Below are 23,045 nucleotides of genomic sequence, written 5' to 3'. Positions count from 1 at the left end.
CCCCTACGAGAGGAGACCACAGTGGATGCCAAGACGATCGAGAGGGAACTGCTCGCCCTTGAGGAGCAGGGCTGGGCGGCGATATCGGTGGGGGACGGCGACTTCTACCGCCGGCTGGTCACCGACCGGACGCTGTGCGTCGAGCCGGACGGCCTGCAGACCGGGGCGGAGCTCGCCGACGACATCGACGCCAGCAAATCGCCCTTCGACGACTACACGCTGCACGACGTCAAGGTCCTGCCGCTCACCGACGACAGCGCGGTCATCACCTACCGGGCGGCGGTGAGCCTCAAGGAGGGCGGCGCCGTCTTCCAGCTCTACATGAGCAGCGCCTACGTCCGCCGCGACGGCGCGTGGAAGCTCGCCTTCCACCAGCAGACGCCGGTGAAGCAGGAGGGCTGAGCCGCCGGGCCGCGCCTGCCTCGGCTACGCCGCCGGGCCGCACCCGCCTCGGCCGTGCCGCCGGGGCGCCCCCGCCGTCGCCGGCGGGCGGCGCCCCGGGAGAATCTCCGTCCCCGGGAATCCGTCGTCCCGGAGAATTCCCGGGGCCGTCCCGGAGTTTCCCGCGATCACGTTTCTCCGGCCGTCCCGCCGATATCCCGGACGGCGGCGGCGCCTTTTGTCGCGCCGCCGCCATCGGTCTTTCTCATGTGTGAGGAGGAATTCCTCCGGCATTCATCGGTTCCGGAGGAATTCGACGAGCTGGTAATTTATCTCCCCTTCCGGGGCCGCGCAGCGGGCCGCCCGGAGAACGGCCGGCCGCCAGCCGTGCCGGGCGGCGATCTCGCCGATCCGCGCCGGGTTCCCGAGGTCGGTGAAGCCGAGCATCAGCCGCCCGCCGGGGTTCAGATGGCCGCCGGCGTCGCGCAGGAAGGCGTCGTGCGCGACATAGCCGGGGTCGAAGAACGCCCGCTCCAGGTCGTCGGCCGTGCCCTCGCCCGAGGGCGCCTCGACGAAGTTGGAGTTCCAGTAGATCAGGTCGAAGCGGTCGCCGGCCTCCAGCGGGGCGAACATGTCCCCGCAGGCCACGCGGACGCGGTCGGCGACGCCGTGCCGTACGGCGTTGAGCCGGGTGTTGTCGGCGGCGGCCCGGCTCATGTCGATCGCGGTCACCGCGTCGCATCCGCGCAGGGCGGCGGTGACGGCCACGTAGCCGGTGCCGCTGCCGATCTCGCAGAGGGAGCCGTGCACCGGGTAGGGGATCCACTCGGCGTACAGCGCCGAGGACTGCGACAGGTGCGGGGCGTAGACGCCGGGAAGAAGGTCCCAGTCCAGGCCGAGCAGCCGGAAATTCCGCCGCAGCGTGATTTCCCGGTGGCGGGCGAGAAGATTTCCGGCGGCCTGCCGGGCGCGAGCATTCATCGTCTCTCCGGTCTCCGATCGACGTTGCATTAGATAATTATAGGCATTAGCGTTTAAATCATGCCACGCACGGCATATGACTATAAAATTTGTAATGGTGGATGGAGAGGCCGATGTCGACGACCACCGATCTCATCCGGCTGGGCGCCTCCTGCAGAAGAGACGGGATCGACCCCGAGAGGCTGGAGCGCGACCCGCTGGCCCAGTTCCGCAGCTGGCACGAGGAGTGGCTGGGCACCGGCCCGGCCGCGGGCCGGGCGGCCGTGCTCGCCACGGCGGACATCCACGGCCGACCGTCGGCGCGCTGGGTCGACCTGGCCTACGTCGACGACGGATTCGTGTTCTTCACCAACTACGGCAGCCGCAAGAGCGCCGACCTGGCCGTCAACCCGCAGGCCGCGCTCTGCTTCGGCTGGCTGGAGGTGGGCCGTCAGGTGCGGGCCGAAGGCGGCGTCGCCCGGCTCACCGACGTCGAGTCCGACGCCTTCTTCGCGGGCCTGCCCCGCGGCGTCCAGCTGCTGTCCTGGGCCAGCGACCAGCGCCGGGTGGTGGGGGACCGGAGCGTGCTGCAGACGCAGCTGGACCAGGCCGGCGACCGCTTCTCGGGACAGGAGGTGCCGCGCCCCGTCCACTGGGGCGGCTACCGGCTGACACCCGAGGAGGTCGAGTTCTGGCAGCGCCGGACCGACGAGATCCAGGACCGCTTCCGCTACCGCCGGGAGATCGCCGGCGACGGCTGGCGGAGCGTGCGGATAGCCCCCTGAGGCCCTGAGGAGGGACAAGCCGATGATGCCCGGATGTGTGGAGTGGCCGGAAGAGGTGGCCGAGCGTTACCGGAGGGAGGGCTACTGGCGCGGCGAGACGCTCGGCGACCTGCTGCGCCGCCTGGCCAGGACCCACGGCTCGAAGACCGCCCTGGTGTCGGGGGAGTCGCGCTGGAGCTACGCCGAGCTCGACGCGCGCGCCGACCGCCTCGCGGCGGGCCTGCGCGAGCTCGGCGTCGGCCGCGGTGACCGGGTGCTGGTCCAACTGCCCAACATCCCGGAGCTGGTGTTCCTCTGCTTCGCGCTGTTCCGCGTCGGGGCGGCGCCGGTCCTGGCCCTGCCGCCCCACCGGCACAGCGAGATCGGCCCCCTGGCCGAGGCCGCCGGCGCCGTCGCCTACGTCGTCCCCGACACCTGCCAGGGGTTCGACCACCGGGAGCTCGCCCGGCAGGTGCGGGCCTCGACGCCCTCCCTCCTCCACGTCATCGTCGTCGGGGACCCGCAGGAGTTCACGGCCCTGGCCGACGTCGAGCGGGATCCCGTGCCGCTGGCCTCGCCGGATCCCGGGGACGTCGCGCTGTTCCTGCTGTCGGGCGGGACCACCGGCCGCTCCAAGCTCATCCCGCGCACCCACGACGACTACGCCTGCAACATCCGGGTGAGCGCGGAGAACGCGGGCCTGAACGAGACCTCGGTGTATCTGGCCGCGCTGCCCGTCGCGCACAACTACGCGCTCGGCTGCCCCGGGGTCCTCGGGACGCTGCACGCGGGCGGGACGGTCGTGCTGGCGCCGACGCCGAGCCCCGACGACGCCTTCGCGTTGATCGAGCGCGAGCGGGTCACCGTCACCGGCCTGGTCCCCTCGCTCGCCCAGCTGTGGGTGGAGGCGGCGGGCTGGTCCCGGCAGGACCTCTCCAGCCTCCGCCTGGTCCAGGTCGGCGGCGCCGCGCTCTCCGGCGAACTGGCCCACCAGGTGGGCGGAACGCTGGGCCGGCTCCAGCAGTCCTTCGGGATGGCCGAGGGCCTGCTCAGCCAGAGCCGCCCCGACGACCCCAGAGAGGTGCTCGTGTCCACCCAGGGCAGGCCGCTCACACCCGCCGACGAGGTGCGCGTCGTCGGCAAGGACGGCCGTGACGTCCCCCAGGGGGAGGTCGGCGAGCTCCTGGTCCGCGGCCCCTACACCATCCGCGGCTACTACCGGGCGCCGGAGCACAACGCCGCGGCCTTCACCCCGGACGGGTTCTTCCGCAGCGGCGACCTCGCCCGGCTGACGGACACCGGCCATCTCGTCATCGCCGGCAGGGTCAAGGACGTGATCAACAGGGGCGGCGACAAGGTGCCCGTCGAGGAGGTGGAGGACCATCTCCTCGCCCATCCCGAGGTGCACGCCGTGGCGGTGGTCGCCATGCCCGACCCGTTGCTGGGGGAGCGGACCTGCGCCTACATCGTCCCCCGCGACGGCGCGCCGAGCCTGAAGACGATCCAGACGTTCCTCCGCAAGCGGGGAGTGGCCGCCTACAAGGTCCCCGACTGGGTCGAGGACGTCTCCGCCCTGCCGTACACCCCGGTGGGCAAGGTCGACAAGGCCCGCCTGCGCGCCGACATCGCCCACCGGCGGGGCGGCAGGCGGCCGTGACGGCGCTGACGCCGGGGCACGCGCCCCAGCAGCCCGACTGGAGCGACCCCGGCCTGCTCGAGGAGGTCAGGCGGCGGCTGGCCGCGCTGCGGCCGCTGGTCACCGAGGAGGAGTGCGCGCGGCTGGCGGAGTCGATGGGACGCGCCGCCGACGGCCGGGCGCTGGTGCTCCAGGGAGGCGACTGCGCCGAGCGGTTCCGCGAGTCGAACCCGTGCGACGTCGGCAGGAAGCTCGACCAGCTCTATCGCCTGGCCCGGGGGGTGGGCGCCGCCGCCGGCGTCCCGGTCGTGCCGATCGGACGACTCGCCGGCCAGTACGGCAAGCCGCGCTCCGAGGCGTGGGAGCGGGTCCCCGACGGGACGGTCATGCCCGCCTACCGAGGCGACGCGGTCAACAGCCCGGACGCCGACCCCGACGCCCGCTTCCCCGACCCGCTGCGGCTGCTGCGGGCCTACGAGTGCGCCGAGCGGGTGCTCGCCACCGTGCGGGCCTCCTGGGAGGGGCGGGAGGCCGTCGAGCGGGCACACGTCTCGCACGAGGCGCTGCTGCTGGACTACGAGCATCCCCTCGCCAGGCAGGGGAGCGCCGGGCGGTTCGCCTCCTCGGCGCACTCGGTCTGGATCGGCGACCGCACCCGCTCCGCCGACGGCCCGCACGTGGCGTTCGCCGCCTCGATCACCAACCCGATCGGAGTGAAGATCGGCCCCACGGTCCGCCCGGCGGACGCCGTACGGCTCAGCCGCCTGCTCAACCCGGAGGCGGTCCCCGGCCGGCTGACCTTCATCGTGCGGATGGGCAGCGCGCGGATCCGGCGGTTGCTGCCGGAGGTCGTGGGCGAGGTCGCCAGGCGGGGCACCTCGGTGGTGTGGCTGTGCGACCCCATGCACGGCAACACCATGCGGATCGGCACCGGCCGCAAGACCCGGCCCATGGGGGCGGTCCTGGAGGAGGTCGGGGCGTTCGTCCGGGTCCTGCGCTCCCTGCGGCGGCACCCGGCGGGACTGCATCTGGAGATGACGCCCGAGGACGTGACCGAATGCGTGCCGACCCCGCTCCCCTTCTCCGCGCTGCCTCCTCTGTCGCGGTACCGGACCGCGTGCGACCCCCGGCTCAACGCCGAGCAGGCCGCCGAGGTGGTCGAGCGCTTCGTGAGCGCGCTGTGAGAGCGGGCGTGCCGCGAGCGTGACGGGGAAGAGGGCGGAGAAGAGGAAGAGAGGGAAGGAGCGGCATGGGTTTCGACGGCATTCCGGCCAGGGCGTTCGCCTTCTACGAGGGGCTGGCCGCCGACAACTCGCGCGACTACTGGCACGGCCACAAGGAGGTCTACGAGGGCTCCGTCCGGGAGCCGCTGCTCGCGCTGCTCGACGAGCTCGAAGAGGAGTTCGGGCAGGCCAAGCTGTTCCGGCCGCAGCGCGACACCCGGTTCGCCAAGGACAAGTCGCCCTACAAGACCTACCAGGGCGTCACGGTCGGCGCGGGCGGGAGCGTCGGCTACTACCTCCAGCTGGAGGCCGACGGCCTGTTCCTCGGCGCGGGCTTCCACGCCTACGACCCCGCCGAGACCGCACGCTACCGCGCCGCGGTCGACGACGGACACACCGGCGGCGCGCTCGTCAAGATCACCGACCGTCTGGTCAAGGACGGGTTCGAGCTGGTGGGCGACCGGGTCAAGACCCAGCCCCGCGGCTACCCGGCCGATCACCCGCGCATCGAGCTGCTCCGCCACAGCTCGCTGGGGGCCGAGCGCCGCGTGCCCAGGTCGAAGGCGCGGGGGCGCGGGGCGCTCACCGAGGTCCGCGACGGCTGGCGCCACCTCCGCCCGCTCGTCGACTGGCTCCTCGGCCACGTCGCCAAGGGGTGAGCCCCGGGCCGCGGCCGAACATCCTCCCTGGTCAGGGCCCAGCTGAGGTGCGCCCGCCGGGGGCGGCCAGGGTCTGCCGGTCGGGGCCGTGATCTCGCTGGAGCGTCGAGCCGGACACCGTGCCGGCCGTGGTGACCGACCACGTGCGCGCCGCGATCGAGCCGCCCGGGGGCGATCACCGGTCCGGGGGCGGCGTGGCGGGTGCGCCGGCTGCGGCGTCGGCGTAGCGGCGGGCCAGGTGCGCGAAGGCGTCCTTGAGCTCGGCCGGGCCGACGACCTCGATGTCGGCGTCGAACCTGCCGATGGTGGCGGCCAGGCCAGGCCATGACCACGAGCCCAGGACGAGCCGGCAGCGGTCCGGGCCGAGTTCCTCGACGATTCCGCCGCGGGTGTAGCGGGACACGGCGGCGGCGGGCAGGTCGAGGATCACCTCGCCGCGGCAGGGCCAGTCGCCGGAGCCGTCGGAGCCCCGGAACCTGCCGGCCACGAAGGCGGCCACCTCACCTCCGGGCAGCTCGCGCGGGGTGAAGCGGGGGCCCGTAGGGGTGCGCGGGGTGATCCGATCGGCACGGAAGGTGCGCCAGTCCTCGCGGTCGAGGTCCCAGGCGACGAGGTACCAGCGCCCGCCCCAGGTGACGAGGTGATGGGGCTGCACCCGGCGCGGCGGGGCCTGCACGCCGTTGTCGTCCACCCCCGTGTCGTCCACCCCCGGCGGGGACGCGGGGGAGTAGTCGAAGCGCAGCACCTCGCGGGCGTGGAGGGCGGCGCTGAGCGCCATGAGCACGCTGCTGTCGACCTGTGGGGCCGGCCGGAGCTCGGGCCGCTCGACGGCGGTGACCTGGAAGGTGTCGATCCGGCGGCGCAGCCGTGCGGGCATGACCTGCCGGACGGTGTTCAGCGCGCGCGCCGCGGCCTCCTCGATGCCGGCACCGGTGGTGGTGGCGATCTGGAGCGCGACGGCGAGGGCGACCGCCTGCTCGTCGTCGAACAGCAGCGGGGGCAGCTCCGTGCCGGCGTCGAGCCGGTACCCCCCGTCGGGGCCTTTGGTGGTCAATATCGGGTAGCCGAGCTCGCGCAGGCGGTCGACATCGCGGCGCACGGTGCGGGGGCTGACCTCCAGCCGCTCGGCCAGTAGCGCCCCCGGCCAGTCCCGGCGCGCCTGGAGCAGGGAGAGCATCGACAGCAGTCGCGCTGATGTCTTCGGCATGAAGCCAATATTGCCCTGAGAAGCGGCCACAACCTGGCCGCTTCTCCTGCGACTGTGGTCACCCAGCAGGGGCCGGGCAGGCCGATCCTCGTGATCGTCGTCGGCGGCGGCGGCGGGGGCACCGGGCTCCCGCTTCACAGCGGACCGACCCCGCGGTCAGCGCGCCTTGCGGGCCGTCGGGCCTGGATGTGCAAGCCCGCCCGAACAAGATGGATCGAGAGACAGAGGAGCCGATCATGTCCGTCAACGCTGTGACCCACCTGAACTTCCGAGGTGACGCCCGCGCGGCACTCACGTTCTACCAGTCCGTGTTCGGCGGGGACGTGATCATGGTCACGTACGAGGACGCCGGGAACGTCCAGGACCCGTCCGAGGCGGACCAGGTGATGTGGGGCCAGGTGGCCTCCGGCAGCGGTCTTCGCGTGATGGCCTACGACGTGCCCTCGCACATGCCGTGGAACCAGGGCGAGAACGCGTTCTTCATTTCGCTCCGCGGCGAGACGACCGAGGAGGTCACCGCGTACTGGGGGAAGCTCTCCGGCGGCGCGACCGTCCTGCAGCCGCTGGGACCCGCGCAGTGGGCGCCCCTGTACGGAATGCTGAAGGACCGGTTCGGCGTCACCTGGGTCGTGGACGTCGTCAGCGGATACAACGCGTCCTGACAGCGAAGCCCGGGTGGTGGGCGTCCACCGCCCGGCCGGCGCTCCGACGGCGGCGTTCGACAACGGCCGCCGCCCACCGCCCACCGCCCACCGCCCGTCGGCCGCAGGTCGCAGCGGCCGGTCCGGCCGGGGACGCGTCCCGCGGAGCCGCCGCCCCGCGTTCCGCCACGGCGCTGCCGGCTCCCACCGGAGCGACACACACCTCGAAGGAAAGGACGTGCCAGTGAAGATGCGCGCGCTGGGCCGGACCGGAATCCAGGTCGGCCCCTACCGCCCGGGCACCATGACGCTCGGACCGGCCGGTGACACCGACCGCGACGACCGTGTCCGGATCATCCACCGGACCCCGGACCCGGGGATCGACTCCGTCGACACCGCCGACGTGTACGGCCCCGGCGGGGAGTCTGGGGAAATCGCGGGCAGGGCCCCGAAGGGCCGACGCGACGACATCGTGCCGGCCGTCACCCGCGCGGCGCCACGCCGACGGTCGGCCGACGAGTGCGTCGCGGCATGACCCCGGCGACTGTTCTCGACACCCGGGCGCTCAACCGCGCGACGCTCGCCCGGCAACTGCTGCTCGACCACGCCGACGTGCCGGTCCTCGACGCCGTCGCGCACCTGTGCGGCCTGCAGGCGCAGGAACCGCAGGAACCGTTCGTCGGGCTCTGGTCCCGGCTGCGCGCGTTCGACCCGGCGGCGCTCTCGGACCTGCTGACCCGGCGGAGCGTGGTGCGGACCCATCTCATGCGCCGCACCGTCCACCTCCTCACCGCCGGCGACACCCTGGCCTGGCGGGCCCGACACGACACCATGCTGCGCCAGCGGGTGCTCGGGACCTACCGCCGCGAGCTCGCCGGGGTAGACCTCGACGAGCTCGCGACGGCAGGTCGGGCGGTGATGGCCGACGACGAGCCCCGCTCGATGACCGAGCTCGCGCGGGCGCTGGCCGGGCGCTGGCCGGCGCCGGGCCGGCGGGCGCTGGGCGAAATGCTGGTCGCCGCCCTCGTCCCGGTGGCGCAGCTGCCACCGCGCGGGCTGTGGCGTGCGAAGGCGGGAGTGCGCAACGTCCTGCTCTCCTCCTGGCTGGGGCGCGAGATCGACCCGCCGGCCCCGGCGGGCTCCGATCCGGTCGGCGAAGCGCTGGTACGGCGCTATCTGGCCGCGTTCGGCCCCGCCGCCACGGCCGACCTGCGCGCCTGGTGCGGCCTGGCCGGACTGCCGGCCGCGGTGGCCGCGGTACGCGAGGAGCTTGTCACCTTCCGCGACGAGCGGGGCCGGGAACTGCTGGACCTCCCCGACGCGCCGCGCCCCGACCCCGACACACCCGCCCCGGTGCGGTTCCTGCCGGCGTTCGACAACGCGCTCCTCGGTTACCACGACCGCAGCCGGATCGTCGACGACGCCCACCGCGGCCTGTCGGTCGCCGGCGCACGCGTGGTGCTGGTCGACGGCCGGGTGGCGGCGACCTGGGAGGTCAGGGCCGGCACCGTGACGGTCACCCCGCTGCGCCGCTTCTCCCGGGCCGACCGCACCACCGTCGCCGAGCAGGGGCGGGCGCTGGCGTCGTTCCTGTCCGACAACGACAGCGACCGTGTACAGATCGCCGCGTCTCCCCGCTGAGCGACACACCCACGGGCCGCTTCCCCTGAGCGCGGGGCCGGGCGGTGTGCTCCGGCTCACGCTGTGGCTGGACCCGCACGGTCAGCGGGTCCAGCGCCGCGTGCCGATGCCGCGCCCTGCCCATGTGCGACGTCGGCGGCGGGAGCCGTACGCGCCCGACGTCAGCATGTGATGCCGGGTGGGGGCAGCGTCCGGTCGGTGAGGTAGCGGTCGATGCGCTCGCGGGCGCAGGGGTTGTCGCCGTAGAGGGTGTGGCCGGGGCCGTCGTGGCGGATGGTGACGCTGCCCGGGACCGAGGCCAGGGCGCGTTGCACCGCGTCCGATTCGCCCCACGCACCCGCGCCCAGGATGGGGGGCAGGCCCGCGGGAAGAGGGGCGGGCGGGTTGGTCACCGGCACGGGCCAGCCGATGCAGCTCAGGGTCGCCGAGGCCATCGTGTTGGCGCTGCCCGTGAGGGGGGCGATCCGGCGCAGCCGGTCGGTGGCCGCGGTCAGCTCCTTGAGGCCGGCGTAGCGCGGCCAGTCGGCGCATTCCGTGACACCCGTGGCCTGGTCGGGATAGCGGCTGCCGCGAGCGGGCACGAAGTCGGAGGCGTCGCCCTTGGCCGCCTTGCGGATCGCCCGTACCAGCGAGGGCCAGCCCGGGGCGCCCTGCCGGGCCATGGCCAGGGCGAAGGACTGGAGGTCGCGGGCCTTGTAGGCCACGTTGGGGGTCGTCGTGGGAATGGGGGCGCGCTCTGCCCGGTCGATCACCTTGCGCCAGAGGCCGGGCACGTCCTGGCAGTCATCGGTGGCGCACCAGGTGAAGACGTGCCGCATGAACTCCTCGTTGGACCTGGCCATCTCCTCCAGCTCGCGAGGCCAGTCGGCGGCGCTGTGGTTCCACGTGCCGTCGAGGACCATCGTGCGGACCTGGCCGGGGAAGAGGCGGGCGTAGGCCTGGCCGTAGAAGCCCGCGTAGGAGGCGCCGTAGTAGTTGAGCTTGCCGCCGTCCAGGGCCCTCCTGATCGCCTCCATGTCCCTGGCCTGGTCCGCCGAGGTCATGTGGGCGAACAGCTCGGGGTCCTTGAGCCGGCAGGCTTCGGCGTAGCCGCGGTTGGTGTCGGACAGGCGGCCGAAGTCGGCGGCGTCCTCGGGGACGTCCGGAACGGGGACGCGGGTCCAGGCGCACGGCAGGCCGGTGCTGAGGCCCCGGAACTGCTCGCCGTAGCCGCGGGTGTCCCACGTGACGATGTCCATGCGCTCGCGGAGTCCGGTCCACCAGCCGGGGACGGACTGCGTGATGGCGATGCCCGGGCCGCCGGGGCCGCCGTAGGCCACCAGGACGGAGCCCTCAGAGGTGCCGGTGGCCTTCAGCCTGCCCAGCTTCAAGGTGATCTTGCGGCCGCCGGGCTTCTGCCAGTCCACCGGGACCTGGAGGTCGGCGCACTCCATGCCGATCTTGTCGTCCGGGCAGGTCCGCCACTCCTGAAGGGACGTCCCGGTCGCGGCGGCGGCGGGGGTGGCCGCCGTCGGGGCGGACGGGCCGCCCACGGCCAGCAGGGTGGCCACGACGGTGGCGAGGGGTTTCAACATGGCGTTCACGATCGCGGAGCGGGGGGTGGGACCGCGTCGGACCGGGGTCTGGTCCTGGGACGGGAAGTCCTACCACAGGCCGTCAGACCCCGGGCGGTGCCTGAGCTCGGGGACGATCAGCTCCTGAGATTGGGGACGATCGGCCGACCCCGGCGGACGCCGAGGATCGCCGTTGTGGCTTCTGCGCTCGTCGTGGGTGGCGTCCGCAGCGGTCCGGCGTCAGCCCCGGGCCGGTCCGAGCCCGGCCGGGTGGTCGCGTTCCGTGCCCGCCGGCCGATTCCGGCCGTCGCGGTTGCGGCGCATGGAGTGCTGCGGCCGGGCTGCCGCTGCGCTCAGAAAGCGGTAGGCGGCTTTTTGGCTAGAATCCGCAGGGTGAAGAGCGACGCCCCCTGGTGGATTCTGGAGCGGAGAGCCGCTCACGGCGCCGATGTGGAGAGCGTCCCCGGGCGTGGCGGGAGCGCGCTCACTCTGCGCCTGCCGCTGCGCCTGCTTCTGTTGCCGCACCTGCTCGCCACCTCGTCCGTCCCGCTCGGGCCGGGCGTGCGTGCGCCGATGTCCTTCCTCGGGCTGCCGGAGGGAAGAGCATGATCCCACGCGTCTCCGTCCCCTGGGCTCTCACCGGGAAATACCTCATCGAGCGGCTCCTGCTCCAGAACGACGAGTGCGACCTCTATCTGGCGCGTCCCCGCAAGGGTGACGCCACGCCGGTGACGCTCAGGGTCTACCGCCCGGGGCTGAGCCTGGACCCGGCCCTGCTGGAACGGCTGAGCGGCCTCATCACGGGGGAGCCGTACACCACGAGGCTGATCGAGCACGACCGGGTGGGGGCGGCGTGGCTGGTCCAGGAGTTCCTCCCGCTGGGGACCCTCCGCGACCTGATGAGCACCGGGCCGTTGCCGGAGGAGCGGTCGCTTGAGGTCGTGGCCGCCGTCGCACGCTGCCTCGACATCTGGCAGAGCGCTCTCGGGCACGTGGTCGGCGACTTCGGCCCCGACGACCTGCTGGTCAGGCAGACCGGCCCGCTGGTGCTGGCGCTGGGCCACCACCGTGCCGCGCAGTGGGCGGCCCTGCCGGCCGGCACGTCCTGGCCGGTGCCGCCCGAGACCGTCGAGGGGGTCCGCGGGGCCCCCGCCGCCTGGTGGACGCTGGGCGTCGTCGTCCACGAGCTCCTGACCGGCCGCCCCCCGGCGTTCGGGCCCGGCGACGCGGCCGTCGACCTCGGAGCCGTCGGCGAGGAGCGCTGGGAGCGGCTGCTGGCCGGACTGCTGACCGTCGACCCGGCCGCGCGCTGGGACGGCGAGGCGGTCCGGTCGTGGCTGGCGGGCGCGGCGCCCGAGGTCGCGCCCGTCCGCCGGTACGCGCCCCTGGAGTTCGCCGGCCGCTCCCACGCCACCCCGGCCGCGCTGGCGATCGACCTGACGGCCCGGCCGGGGGCCGCCGAGTCGTGGCTGCGCGAGGGCGGCCGCGCCCGGCTCGCGACCTGGCTGGACCGGGAGGTCCGGGACGGGCGCTTCGACCGCGCGTGGCTTGGGGAGAGCACGCCCGAGCCCGTGGCCGTCGCCGCCTTCGCCGCGGCCTTCACGGCCGGGCTGCGGCCGAGATACCGGGGGATGGCGATCGACGCCGACGGCCTCCTCGACCTGGCCAGGGGCGGATCGTCGGGCCACCACGCCGTCGCCGAGACGGTGGCGGCCGGCGCGCTCGCGCACGCGGCCCGGCACCGCTGCGCGCATCCGGAATGCCCGGAGAGTACGGCGGGCGGGTGCGCGCGCCTGCTCAAGGCCGAGACCGAGGTCCCCGTCATCATGGCCGAGGTGCGGGGCGTGCTCGACCGGCTGCACGACGTCGTCGGCGAGGTCTCCGAGGAGACCTGGGAGCGGGGCGTGGCGGCTGCCGTCGAGCTGTGCCTGGTCCCGCAGGCGGCCCGCACGCACCGGTGGCGGCTGCGCGCCGGGGGCCTGCATCCGCTGCGGCGGGCCGCGATCGGGCGGGTCACCTGGTGGTCGGAGCAGCGCGGGCGCGCCCTGAAGGGCAGGCCCGAGGAGCTGGAGACCCGCGCCGCCATCGTGTCGGTGCTCCTGCTCACCTCAAGCGCCGACGCGGCCGGCCGGCAGCTCGCCGAGGAGAGCCGGGAGGAGCTCCGGCGCCGGCGGCAGGAGCTCGCCGACCAGGGACGCTCGGTCGTGGTGCGGGTCGCCAGGGGCGCCGAATCCCTCTGGCTGGAGCTGCGGGTGCGCTACCCGTCGATCAGGGCGGCGGTGACGCGGACGCTGGTGGATCTGGCCGAGAGCGGATTCTCCCGCGGTCAGGAGATCTGGCGCGGCGCGCGGGCGCGCCGGCAGCAGCGCCGGGGAGCCGGTCAGCAGGAGCGGCGGGTGGGGCGACCGTAGCCCCGGCGGGGACCGCCCCGCCGTCCGAAGGGGAGGCGCGGGAGTCCGGGCCGGTGTGGCCGGGCGGGGACCCGGGGACCGTCCCCGGCTCCTCTCACCCCTCCCGGCCACGGGCCTTCTCGGCCAGCTGCGCCCGTATCTGCTCGGCCACCGGGGGATCCAGCTTCTCGGCCAGGGCGTGCGCCTCGGCCAGCGCGTCGTGCGCGGCGGCGCTGTCGCCCGCGGCCAGGTGCGCGTCGCCGAGCATGATCAGAGTGCGGGCCTCGTGGACCGGGACCTGTATCCGGCGGAACAGGGACAGCGCCTGCTGGAAGTAGGGCACGGCCTGGGCCGGTCCGCCGGAGGCGATGGCCAGCTCGCCCAGGCCGACCAGCACCCGGGCCTCCGCCAGCCGCTGGTTGGAGGTGCTGGCCATCATCAGGGCATGGCGCAGCGCCCCCTCCGCCTCGGCGAGCATGCCCTGGCGCAGCCGCGCGGTGCCCAGCCCGTACAGCGCGTACGCCTCGCCCGTGGGATCGCCGATGTCCCTGACGATGGTCAGCGTCTCGTCGAACATGCGCGCCGCGAGAGCGGGCTCGCCCGACTGCAGATGGGTGCGGCCCATCCGGTTCAGGACCTGGGCCTTCATCCTTCTGCTGCCGCCGTTCCCGCTGAGCTGCAGCGCCTCCGACAGCAGCCGCTTGGCGCCGTCGAAGTCGTCGAACTCCAGCCGGAGCTGGGCCAGGTTGTGGAGGGCGTAGGCGGCGGCGACCTGGTCCCCGATGGCGCGGAAGGTCGTCAGCGCCCATTCGTAGTGCGCCTCGGCCTCGTCGAAGCGGCCGTTCATCCGGTCGAGGAAGCCGATGTTGCGGATGGCCATGGCCACCCCGCGGTCGTCGCTGACCTCCCGGAACAGCCGGACCGCCGATTCGAAGTCGCGCTGGGCGTCGTCGAAGCGCTGCTCGGTGATGGCCAGCGAGCCCATCGAGTGGAGCACCGCGGCCTGGCCGCGCTTGTCCCGGGCGTGCCGGGTGGCCGCCAGCGCGATCTCGTGGGTCTCCCGCCAGTCGTCGAGGTAGACCCGCGCCTCGAAGAACGTCACCGCGTTGATCGTCAGGCCCCAGCAGAGCTCGACGAAGCCCGCCTGCGCCGCCTGCCGGATGCCGGAGACCAGGAACATGCGCTCACGCTCGAACCAGGCGAGCGGCACCGCGATCAGCTGGTCGACCAGCTCCCTGGGCAGCGACCAGAGGGAGGCGTCGCTGTGGATCATGACGTCGGGGCCGTACTCACGGCGGCGGGCGGCCTCGGCGAGGAAGAGCAGCCCGCCGAGCACGCGGGCCAGGGCCGCGCTCCGCTCGCCGGCGGACTCCTCCGCGGCCAGCCGCTCCCGGGCGAAGACCCGGATGAGGTCGTGGAAGCGGTACTGGGTGTGCACCCCGCGTCCGACCCCCGTGGTCTCGACGAGCTGCGCGTCGGCCAGGTCGTCCAGCAGGTCCTGCGCGTCGGCGAAGGGCAGGTCGAGCAGTGCCGCGCTGATCCAGGCGGAGAAGAGCTGCGACTCCAGGATCGCCAGCCGGCGGAAGAGCCGCCGGGCGTCCTCGCTGGCGCTGTCATAGGTCAGCGAGATGCTGGCCCTGATCCCCATGTCGCCGTGCTTGAGTTCGTCAAGCCGGCGGGTCTCGTCCTCGAGCCGGCCCACCAGCTGCTCGATGCTCCAGTGGGGGCGTGCCAGCAGCCGCGCGCCGGCGATGCGGAGCGCCAGGGGGAGCTGGCCGCAGAGCTCGGCCAGCGCCGCGGCCGACTCCGGCTCCGACTGCACCCGTTCGACCCCGGCTATCCGGGAGAGCAGGTCCATCGACTGGCTCGAATCGAAGACGTCCACATCGATGTGGATCGCACCGGCCAGTCCGGCGAGCCTGCTCCGGCTGGTGATGATCACCGCGGAGGCGGGATTGCCGGGCAGCAGCGGCAGGACCTGGCTCTCGTTGCCCGCGTCGTCCAGCACGATCAGCATCCTGCGGTCGGCGAGCAGGGCGCGGTACATCTCCGCCCGCTCCTCCAGGCCGTCGGGGAGCGCGGTGCCCGGCACGCCGAGCACGCGCAGGAACCGTTCGAGCACCTGCATCGGGCTGGTCGGACGGGACAGGCCCCCGTGCAGGTCGGCGTAGAGCTGCCCGTCGGGGAAGTGCTCGGCGACGCTGTGCGCCGAGTGCACCGCGACGGTGGTCTTGCCGATCCCCGCCTTCCCGACGATCGCGATGATCGGTACGGCGAAGCGGGACCGGTCACCGGAGGCGAGCGTCAGCCGCTGGCGGATGTCGTCGATCTGCTTGGTGCGGCCGGTGAAGTCGGCGATGTCGGTGGGGAGCATGCCGGGGACGTGCGGCACGCGGGCCGGCGGCTCCTCGGCGACCTTGACGGGCTGCGCCGGCAGGTCGAGGCTCTCGTCGGAGGTGAGGATCGCGTATTCCAGTTGCTGCAGGCGCTCGTTGGGCTCGATCCCGAGTTCTTCGATCATGGTCTGCCGGGCGAGCCGGTAGACCTGGAGCGCCTCCGCCTGACGTCCCGAACGGTACAGCGCCAGCATCAGCTGGCCGCGGAGCCGCTCACGCAGCGGATACTCCTCCACGAGCTCGCTGAGCTCGCCGACCAGTTCGTGATGCCTGCCCAGATCCAGCTCAAGCTGGAGGCAGTCCTCGTTCGCCGTGATCCGGTGCTCGATGAGCCTGCTCGCCGCCGACTGCACGAGCCTGCTCTCGATGCCGTCGAGGGCGGGGCCGCGCCAGAGCGCGAGCGCCCGGCGGTAGTGCTTGATGGCCTCTTCGGAGTCGCGGTCCTCGCGGGCGCGCCGGGCCTGGAGGAGGAGGTTCTCGAAGCGGTGCGAGTCGATCCGGCTGCTGTCGGCCTGGATCGCGTAGCCCTGGGACTGGGTGGCGATGAGATCGGCGCTGCCCTGGGCGGCGAAAAGGCGCCGAAGGGCGGATATGCAGATCTGCACCTGGGCCCGGGACGTGGTCGGCGGGTCGTCTCCGTAGATCGCCTCCATGAGCCGGCCGGTGGTGACCGCCCGGTTGGCGTCGAGGAGGAGGACGGCGAGCACGGTCTGCTGCCTTATGCCTCCAAGGTCCAGCCGTTGGTCGCCGTTGGTCACCTCCAGAGGTCCAAGAACGAGGAAGTCCACCCGCATCTCCTTGAAGAAAACCCGCAACCCCGGCCCATGCGAAAGTCCCTACACTTCCCGATGCGAGAGAAGCGTCGGTTGTACAACCTCATTGTCAGGCGTGCGTCCTCAGGGAGACCAGGAAAGTCTGTCTGTAACGGCAATTGTCGTCGATGTTCGCGATATACGCGGTCGCTGAATCTTACCGATACTAGAGTCACCCCGTGTGCAATGTGTCACTTTGGTGTGGAGTGTACTACTTGGAGTGATGCCTTGCCAGGGTCTGGGCCGCACCAATGAGTTCATCCGCCGTTTGTGGCCGTAAGTCCATTGTCAAGAGAACGGAAAACGGCCGGAGACGTAATGTCTCCGGCCGTGTGGGTGGCCGCTGGCGACCCGCGACACTCAACTCGTGCGTCCGTCTTTCAGGAGTTCACCGGCTCACGAACCGTCCCACGGGTCACCGTCGGTGTGCGGGGGCAGGGTGGGGGTCGGGGTGGGGGTCGGCTGGGTGTCCGAGGCGCTCACCACTGTGACACCGGAAGCGCCCGCGGCCGCCGTGCCCGCGATGGCGACGGTGCCCGTGGCCGCCACCCCCGCGGTGACGATGATGGCGGAGAAAGCGAGGCGGAAGATGCGGCTGCCGGTGTAGTCGCTCATTTTGTGCCCTTGTCTGTCGCGGTGGCCCGTGGTCGCCGGCCGGTTGGCTGAGGCACTTTCAACGTCGCAGCCGCCGCCATCCGGTCATTATCGGATCGCTTCCGGTATGCCATCAGCGCAGGTCAAATAGGGTGCCGACGCATTTCTCCGCTCATATCAAGAAGGGTCCGCCAATTGTGCGGCCCATCGCCGCGGCGGACGCCGACGGATCCGCCGCGTCCGTCCCGCCGGCGCGGTCCGGAGGACGATAGCGGGACGAAAGCGGCCGATAGCCGGACGAAGCCAGAACGATAGCGCGCTCCGGAAGCCTGGTTCGGAGGCCCGGACCGGCCGGTGTCCGTCGTGTGCGGCGGCCAGCCGACACGCGACGGATCGGGAGCCGGGGCCCTCGTGAGACCGTCCGCGGGCTCGCGGGGGCCCGCCCCCGGTGGCCGGGCGTGGATCGCGGAGATAGTCAAGCTGGTCCGTCATGGCGGGCCTTGTAGATAGGTGTCGCTGACATGGGCATTAGTGCACAGGCGCTGGACGGCGTCCATGGGCGGTACGCCGCCGGCGTGCGGGCGCGGCTGGAGCGGGCCGAGGACAGCCATTGGAGCGCCATCGCCGACGCCGAGACCGACGACGAGGGCTGCATCACGGAGTGGTGGGGGCAGAAGTTCGAGCGCGGGCTGTATCGCATCGTCTTCGAGAGCGACTACTACTTCGTCGGCCTCGGCCTCAGTGCCGCATATCCCGAAATAGCCGTCATATTCCGCATGAAGGACGAAACGGATTCATATCAGATAAAAGTAGTTATTTCCCCTTACTCTTACTCGACGTATTTCGGCTCCAACAACTGACGGCGGACGTGCAAGCATAGAAGGGAACCAGCCAGTGAGGAACGTGAGACGACAGGCCGGGCGCTACGGCGCGTTCACACCAGTGGATCTTCCTGGGCGCACGTGGCCGGACGGCGCCATCGTCTCCGCGCCGCGCTGGCTGTCCACCGATCTCCGCGACGGCAACCAGTCACTGGCCAGCCCCATGTCTCCCGACCGCAAGCTGGCGATGTTCGACCTCCTGGTGGGCATGGGCTACAAGGAGATCGAGGTGGGCTTCCCGGTCGCCAGCCAGGACGACCACGACTTCCTGCGCGTGCTGATCGACCAGGACCGGATCCCCGACGACGTGCGGATCTCGGTGCTCGTGCAGGCCCGGGACGAGCTGATCAGACGCACCGTGGAGAGCCTCGAAGGGGCGCCGCGCGCCACCATCCACCTGTACAACGCGACGTCTCCGCTGTTCAGGCGTGTGGTGTTCGGCATGAGCCGCAACGAGTGCAAGGACCTCGCGGTGCAGGGGACCCGGCTGATGATGAAATACGCCGAGAAGACGCTGGGCGACTGCGACCTCGGCTTCCAATACTCTCCCGAGCTCTTCAGCGACACCGAGCTGGATTTCTCCCTGGAGGTCTGCGAGGCCGTCATGGACGTCTGGCAGCCGGAGCCGGGCCGCGGGATCATCCTCAACTTCCCCACGACCGTCGAGCGCTCCCTGCCCAACGTCTTCGCCGACCAGATCGAATGGCTGAGCCGGAACCTCTCCAGGAGAGAGCACGTCTGCCTGTCCATCCATCCGCACAACGACCGGGGCACGGCCGTCGCCTCCGCGGAGCTGGCCCTCCTGGCGGGCGCGGAGCGGATCGAGGGCTGCCTGTTCGGCAACGGGGAGCGGGCGGGCAACGTCTGCCTGGTCACGCTCGGGCTCAACATGTTCACCCACGGGGTCGATCCCGGCATCGACTTCTCCGACATCAACGAGATCCGCCGCACGGTGGAGCGCTGCAACGGGCTGCCCGTCCATCCGCGGCACCCCTACGGCGGCGACCTCGTCTACACCTCCTTCTCCGGCTCCCACCAGGACGCGATCAAGAAAGGGTTCGACGCCCTGGAGCGCGAGGCCGTCCGGCGGGGGACCGCCGTCGGGGACCTGCCGTGGGAGATGCCGTACCTGCCGCTCGACCCCGAGGACGTGGGCCGCACCTATGAGGCCGTGGTGCGGATCAACAGCCAGTCCGGCAAGGGCGGGGTCGCCTACGTCATGAGCGCCTGGCACGGGCTGAACCTGCCGCGTGAGCTGCAGATCGACTTCGCGCACGTGGTCCAGTCGCAGGCCGACGCGGAGGGCGGGGAGATCACGCCGGACCGGGTCGGGCGGCTCTTCGAACGCGAATACCTCCTGAACGCCGAGCTGCCCGTCCCCCTCGCCTCCGGCACCGAACTGGTGACGACCTCCCTGCACGTCGACGGGGAGAGGTTCGACGTCGGCGCCGGCCGTACGGACGCCGTCCAGGCCGTCCGCGCGGCGCTGTCCCGCTGGGGCTTCGACGTGCGGGCCGTGCACCGGACCGGATTCGCCGGCCAGGGCCGGGGGCCGGACGCGGAGGTGGCCGTCTACGCCGAGTGCCGGGTCGACGGCCGGCCCTCCTGGGGGGTGGGCATCGACCGGGACGTCGAGGCGGCCTCACTGGCGGCGGTGCGTTCGGCCGTCATCAGGGCGCGTCTGAAGCACCTGCCCGCCAGGAGCGGGGAGGACGCCGGCGCCGCCACGCCGCTGATCGCCGCGGGCAGGTAGCCGGGCGGGCGCCGCGGCCGGCCGCCGTGGGCGGACGATGACCGCACAGCGTGGGCAATAGCCATCCGATAACAGACGGAAACCGGGCAAGCCTAGCGTCGTCATCGTCATCCCATCGGAGAACAGCCGAGATCGAAAGGTACGGCGACCATGCGGAGAGTCCAGCTCAAAAAGCAGAAGGCAAAGACGCCGGGTCCACTGGACCTGCGTACTCCGTCCGGCCGTAAGTTGCGGTTCTGAACCGCCTGATCCATTGCTCGAAGAGGGAGGCTGATGATGAGCTTGGTCGAAAGAGATGAGGCGTTGGCCTCCCTCGAGGGGCTCCTCGCCAACGCGGTGATGGGCAAGGGGAGGGTCGCGCTGGTGAGCGGCACCGTCGCGACCGGCAAGAGCGAGCTGCTGCACCGCTTCGCCGAGCAGGCCCTGGAGCTGGGCGCGCTGCCCGTCACGGCGACGGGGTCGCGGGTCGAGCGCGATCTGCCGCTGGGCGTGCTGCGCCAGCTGATCCAGGACTCGCCGCTGGTGGCGGAGGAGCGCGAGCGGGCCATGGCCCTGCTGGAGGAGGGGGCCCGGACCGTGACGTCGTCCGGCTCCGAGGCGGAGCCCCTCGACCAGGTCGACGCCCAGATCGTCCACGCCCTGTGCACGCTGCTGCTGGAGCTGTCGGAGCGGTATCCGCTGATGATCGTCGTCGACGACGTGCAGCACGCCGACCGCGCCTCCCTGCTCTGCCTGTCCTACCTGTCGCGCCGGGTGAGGTTCGCCAGGATCGTGGCGGTGTTCAGCCACTCCGACCACGGATGGTCCAGCGAGACGTTCTTCCAGACCGAGCTGCTCCGCCAGCCGCACTGCCGCCGCATCCAGCTCGCCCCGCTCTCCCGGGCCGGTGTGATGTCCCTGGTCGCCGAGCGGGTGGGGCGGGAGACGGCCGAGCGGTTCGCCGACGGCTGGTACGCCGTCAGCGGCGGCAACCCGCTGCTGGCCGGGGCGCTGGTGGACGACTACGAGGACTCCGTGCGGACCGCCGGCGGGGAGGCTCCGGCCGAACTCGTCGTCGGCGACCGGTACGGCCAGGCCGTCCTGTCGTGCCTGCACCGCGGCGAGCCGCAGATGCTCCAGGTGGCACGGGGGCTGGCGATCCTCGGCGGCCCCGACTCCCTGGCCCGGCTGCTCGGCGTCGGCCCCGCCTCCGTGATCCGGTCCCTGCACTTCCTGACCGTCGCCGGCCTGCTCGCCCTGGGCCGCTTCCGGCACGAGGCGGCGCGCACCGCCGTACTGGCCGAGGTGGGGTCGGGGGAGTGGGCGGATCTGCACCGGCGCGCGGCGGAGCTGGCCCACGAGAGCGGCGCCTCCACCACGACGGTCGCCGACCACCTCCTCCAGGCGGGCCGGGCCGACGCCCCCTGGGGGGTCTCCGTCCTGGAGGACGCGGCCAGGAACGCGCTGCGCGAAGGACGCGTGGAGTCCGCCGTCGCCTATCTCCGGCTGGCCTGGCGCGAGTGCGCCGACGAGCAGCGCCGCATGAAGATCACCACGATGCTCGTACGGGCCGAATGGCGGATCAATCCGGCCGCGCCCGCCGGGCACCTCGCCGAGCTGGCCGAAGGGATGCAGCGCGGCCATCTCCGGGGGAGCGACGCCGTGGTGCTGGCCCGGGCGCTGCTGTGGCACGGCCGGTTCGAGGACGCGCGCGACGTGCTGGAGCACCTGAACGAGTCGGGCGGCGCGATGGACCCCGAGACGGTCACCGAGCTCGTCATCGCCCGCCCGTGGCTGCGTTCCACCCACCCGCCCTTCCTGGCCCACCTCCAGCGGGCGGCCGGCGGGCGCGACCGCGCCGCCGTCGTGTCGGTGACGGCGAACCGCCGGCTGGACACCGCGCTCGCGCTCGCCGACGTGCTCGCCAGGGGGCCGCGCGCGGAGGTCCTGGACGCGGTCGAGCGGATCCTGCGCGGCTGCCGCCTCGACGAGATGTCGATGGACACCGTGGAGAGCGCCCTGCTGGCGCTCACCTACGCCGGGCGGCCCGACCGGGCCGCGCCCTGGTGCGACCTGTTCAGCGCGGAGGCCTCCTCGCTGCACGCCCCGAGCCGTCAGGCCAGGCTCGCCGCCATCCGGGCCGAGATCGCGATCCGCCAGGGTGACATGCCGGGCGCCGAGCAGCACGCGCGCGCCGCCCTGGAGATCATCCCGCTGAGCAGCTGGGGCGTCGCCGCGGGCGGGCCGCTGAGCAGCCTCATCCTCGCCCTGACGGCGATGGGCAAGTACGAAGCCGTTCACGAACACCTCGACCAGCCCGTGCCCGAGGCCATGTTCCAGACCCGGTACGGCCTGCACTACCTGCACGCCAGGGGCCGCTACAGCCTGGCGACCGGTCACGCCGCCCTGGCGCTGCGCGACTTCCGGCTCTGCGGTGAGCTGATGGGCAGGTGGGATCTCGACGTGCCGGGACTCGTCGCCTGGCGGACCGACGCCGCCGAGTCCTGCCTGAGCCTGGGCCGGCCGGAACAGGCGCGGCAGCTGGTCGAGGAGCAGATCAGGCGCTGCGGCCCCGAGACGCCCCGGGTCCACGGCATCGCCATGCGCCTGCTGGCCGCCACCGGCGAAGTACGGCACCGCCCCATGCTGCTGCGCCAGGCGGTGGAGCTGCTGCAGGCGGCCGGCGACGGGTACGAGATGGCCAGGGCGCTCTTCGACCTCGTCAAGGCATACCAGGAGCTCGGCGAGTACCGGCGCGCGGCGATGATCACGGGCCGGGCGCAGGCCATGGCCCAGGTGTGCCAGGCCGGGCCGCTGAGCAGGGCGCTGTCCAAGGACGGAGAAGGGGACGGGGACGGCGCCGGGATGCGGGTGGCGACGGAGCTGGCCGCCGTCCTGAGCGACGCCGAGCGCAGGGTCGCCGTCCTGGCGGCCGCCGGATACACCAACCGGGAGATCGCCGGCAAGCTCTACATCACGATCAGCACGGTGGAGCAGCACCTGACCCGGACCTATCGCAAGCTGAACATCACCCGGCGCGCCGACCTGCCGTCGAGCCTCGAATTCGGCAGCCCCGTCACCGCCTGAGCCGTCCCGGACGGGCGGTGACGGGTGGGTTTGTAGGGGTGTCTGAAAAAGGACATCCCTGACTAACCTTGCGGCATCGGTGTATTGCATATCTCTGGAGCGGCGTAACCAGGTAATCCGGTGAGGAGATCGCGTGCACGTACAACAGAAGGCCGGAGACGATCCGGCGCCGGGGACCGATCCGCCGGGGGAGACGGCGCGCGGTCGGGAGCCGGCCGGGCGGAGCGTCCATCACGGCCCCGCCCCCGAGACGGCGGCCGTCACCCGCGCGGCGGGGGACGTCTCCGGATCCCGCCCGGAGATCTCCCGCCGGAGACCGCACGGCCACCGGCCGCCCTGCCCCTGGTCACCACCCTCCACGCTGCGAAGGCCGCTATGAACCGTCGTTTCCACAAGGTCCTGATCGCCAATCGTGGTGAGATCGCCGTGCGGATCGCCCGCGCCTGCAAGGACGCCGGACTGGCCAGCGTCGCCGTCTACGCCGACCA

19 protein-coding genes are annotated in these 23,045 nt (G+C 72.5%); 14 read left to right on the top strand and 5 right to left on the bottom strand.

Going from position 1 to position 23,045, the window contains the following annotated elements; all coding sequences use genetic code 11:
* The first annotated feature begins 21 nt into the window (after window positions 1–21).
* On the top strand, window positions 22–402 hold the full coding sequence (locus ACZ6R6_RS31940) for a nuclear transport factor 2 family protein (protein WP_470099625.1): 381 nt from the start codon (window positions 22–24) through the stop codon (window positions 400–402).
* Window positions 403–675: 273 nt separating this feature from the next.
* Here the strand turns inward: ACZ6R6_RS31940 and ACZ6R6_RS31935 are convergent, their stop codons facing one another.
* Window positions 676–1,392 (bottom strand): methyltransferase, encoded by a 717-nt coding sequence (locus ACZ6R6_RS31935; RefSeq protein WP_470099624.1) that lies wholly within the window; start codon window positions 1,390–1,392, stop codon window positions 676–678.
* Window positions 1,393–1,475: 83 nt separating this feature from the next.
* Between ACZ6R6_RS31935 and pdxH the strand changes: the two genes are divergently transcribed.
* The 4 genes from pdxH (at window position 1,476) to ACZ6R6_RS31915 (ending at window position 5,623) form a co-directional block, all read left to right on the top strand.
* Window positions 1,476–2,126, top strand: a complete 651-nt coding sequence (pdxH, locus tag ACZ6R6_RS31930) for a pyridoxamine 5'-phosphate oxidase (protein ID WP_470099622.1) — start codon at window positions 1,476–1,478, stop codon at window positions 2,124–2,126.
* A 22-nt stretch (window positions 2,127–2,148) separates the two neighbouring features.
* Complete coding sequence (locus ACZ6R6_RS31925) at window positions 2,149–3,762, top strand: (2,3-dihydroxybenzoyl)adenylate synthase (RefSeq protein ID WP_470099620.1); 1,614 nt, start codon at window positions 2,149–2,151, stop codon at window positions 3,760–3,762.
* Complete coding sequence (locus tag ACZ6R6_RS31920) at window positions 3,759–4,925, top strand: 3-deoxy-7-phosphoheptulonate synthase (RefSeq protein WP_470099618.1); 1,167 nt, start codon at window positions 3,759–3,761, stop codon at window positions 4,923–4,925. Before ACZ6R6_RS31925 ends, ACZ6R6_RS31920 begins: the two co-directional genes overlap by 4 nt.
* 65 nt (window positions 4,926–4,990) lie before the next feature.
* Window positions 4,991–5,623 carry a DUF2461 domain-containing protein gene (locus ACZ6R6_RS31915; protein WP_470099616.1) on the top strand — a complete coding sequence of 211 codons (633 nt, stop codon included), beginning with the start codon at window positions 4,991–4,993 and terminating at the stop codon, window positions 5,621–5,623.
* A gap of 175 nt (window positions 5,624–5,798) precedes the next feature.
* On the opposite strand, the gene ACZ6R6_RS31910 is transcribed toward ACZ6R6_RS31915, so the two are convergent.
* On the bottom strand, window positions 5,799–6,830 hold the full coding sequence (locus tag ACZ6R6_RS31910) for a helix-turn-helix transcriptional regulator (RefSeq protein WP_470099614.1): 1,032 nt from the start codon (window positions 6,828–6,830) through the stop codon (window positions 5,799–5,801).
* A gap of 236 nt (window positions 6,831–7,066) precedes the next feature.
* Between ACZ6R6_RS31910 and ACZ6R6_RS31905 the strand changes: the two genes are divergently transcribed.
* The 3 genes from ACZ6R6_RS31905 (at window position 7,067) to ACZ6R6_RS31895 (ending at window position 9,112) form a co-directional block, all read left to right on the top strand.
* The gene (locus tag ACZ6R6_RS31905) at window positions 7,067–7,492 is read left to right on the top strand and encodes a VOC family protein (RefSeq protein WP_470099612.1); all 426 of its coding nucleotides are present in this window, start codon (window positions 7,067–7,069) and stop codon (window positions 7,490–7,492) included.
* A gap of 217 nt (window positions 7,493–7,709) precedes the next feature.
* Window positions 7,710–8,006, top strand: coding sequence for an aldo/keto reductase (locus ACZ6R6_RS31900; protein ID WP_470099610.1), 297 nt, complete (start codon window positions 7,710–7,712; stop codon window positions 8,004–8,006).
* Complete coding sequence (locus ACZ6R6_RS31895; protein ID WP_470099609.1) at window positions 8,003–9,112, top strand: winged helix DNA-binding domain-containing protein; 1,110 nt, start codon at window positions 8,003–8,005, stop codon at window positions 9,110–9,112. Before ACZ6R6_RS31900 ends, ACZ6R6_RS31895 begins: the two co-directional genes overlap by 4 nt.
* 161 nt (window positions 9,113–9,273) lie before the next feature.
* Here ACZ6R6_RS31895 and ACZ6R6_RS31890 read toward each other — a convergent pair whose 3' ends face one another.
* Window positions 9,274–10,686, bottom strand: a complete 1,413-nt coding sequence (locus tag ACZ6R6_RS31890) for an alpha/beta fold hydrolase (RefSeq protein ID WP_470099607.1) — start codon at window positions 10,684–10,686, stop codon at window positions 9,274–9,276.
* Between the two features lie 372 nt (window positions 10,687–11,058).
* Here ACZ6R6_RS31890 and ACZ6R6_RS31885 point away from each other — a divergent pair, with 372 nt between their 5' ends.
* Complete coding sequence (locus tag ACZ6R6_RS31885; protein WP_470099605.1) at window positions 11,059–11,274, top strand: hypothetical protein; 216 nt, start codon at window positions 11,059–11,061, stop codon at window positions 11,272–11,274.
* Window positions 11,271–13,076 (top strand): serine/threonine protein kinase, encoded by a 1,806-nt coding sequence (locus ACZ6R6_RS31880; RefSeq protein WP_470099603.1) that lies wholly within the window; start codon window positions 11,271–11,273, stop codon window positions 13,074–13,076. The genes ACZ6R6_RS31885 and ACZ6R6_RS31880 overlap by 4 nt, the downstream gene beginning before the upstream one ends.
* Before the next feature lie 94 nt (window positions 13,077–13,170).
* On the opposite strand, the gene ACZ6R6_RS31875 is transcribed toward ACZ6R6_RS31880, so the two are convergent.
* Complete coding sequence (locus tag ACZ6R6_RS31875) at window positions 13,171–16,239, bottom strand: AfsR/SARP family transcriptional regulator (protein WP_470099601.1); 3,069 nt, start codon at window positions 16,237–16,239, stop codon at window positions 13,171–13,173.
* Between the two features lie 420 nt (window positions 16,240–16,659).
* A complete protein-coding gene (locus ACZ6R6_RS31870; RefSeq protein WP_470099599.1) occupies window positions 16,660–16,878 on the bottom strand; it encodes a hypothetical protein in 219 nt (72 codons plus the stop codon).
* A 500-nt stretch (window positions 16,879–17,378) separates the two neighbouring features.
* Here ACZ6R6_RS31870 and ACZ6R6_RS31865 point away from each other — a divergent pair, with 500 nt between their 5' ends.
* The 4 genes from ACZ6R6_RS31865 to ACZ6R6_RS31850 form a co-directional block, all read left to right on the top strand.
* Window positions 17,379–17,717, top strand: a complete 339-nt coding sequence (locus ACZ6R6_RS31865) for a hydroxyisourate hydrolase (RefSeq protein ID WP_470099597.1) — start codon at window positions 17,379–17,381, stop codon at window positions 17,715–17,717.
* Window positions 17,718–17,760: 43 nt separating this feature from the next.
* On the top strand, window positions 17,761–19,491 hold the full coding sequence (leuA, locus tag ACZ6R6_RS31860; RefSeq protein WP_470099596.1) for a 2-isopropylmalate synthase: 1,731 nt from the start codon (window positions 17,761–17,763) through the stop codon (window positions 19,489–19,491).
* A 273-nt stretch (window positions 19,492–19,764) separates the two neighbouring features.
* Entirely contained in the window at window positions 19,765–22,557 is a 2,793-nt protein-coding gene (locus tag ACZ6R6_RS31855; RefSeq protein ID WP_470099594.1) for a helix-turn-helix transcriptional regulator, read from the top strand.
* A gap of 375 nt (window positions 22,558–22,932) precedes the next feature.
* Window positions 22,933–23,045, top strand: a 113-nt coding sequence (locus tag ACZ6R6_RS31850; protein WP_386498305.1) for a biotin carboxylase N-terminal domain-containing protein, incomplete at its 3' end; no start/stop codon positions are given.

The organism is Streptosporangium sp. NPDC048886, from assembly GCF_055586905.1.
The sequence above is the reverse complement of the archived record's forward strand: the minus strand, read 5'-3'. Positions and strand labels throughout refer to the sequence as shown.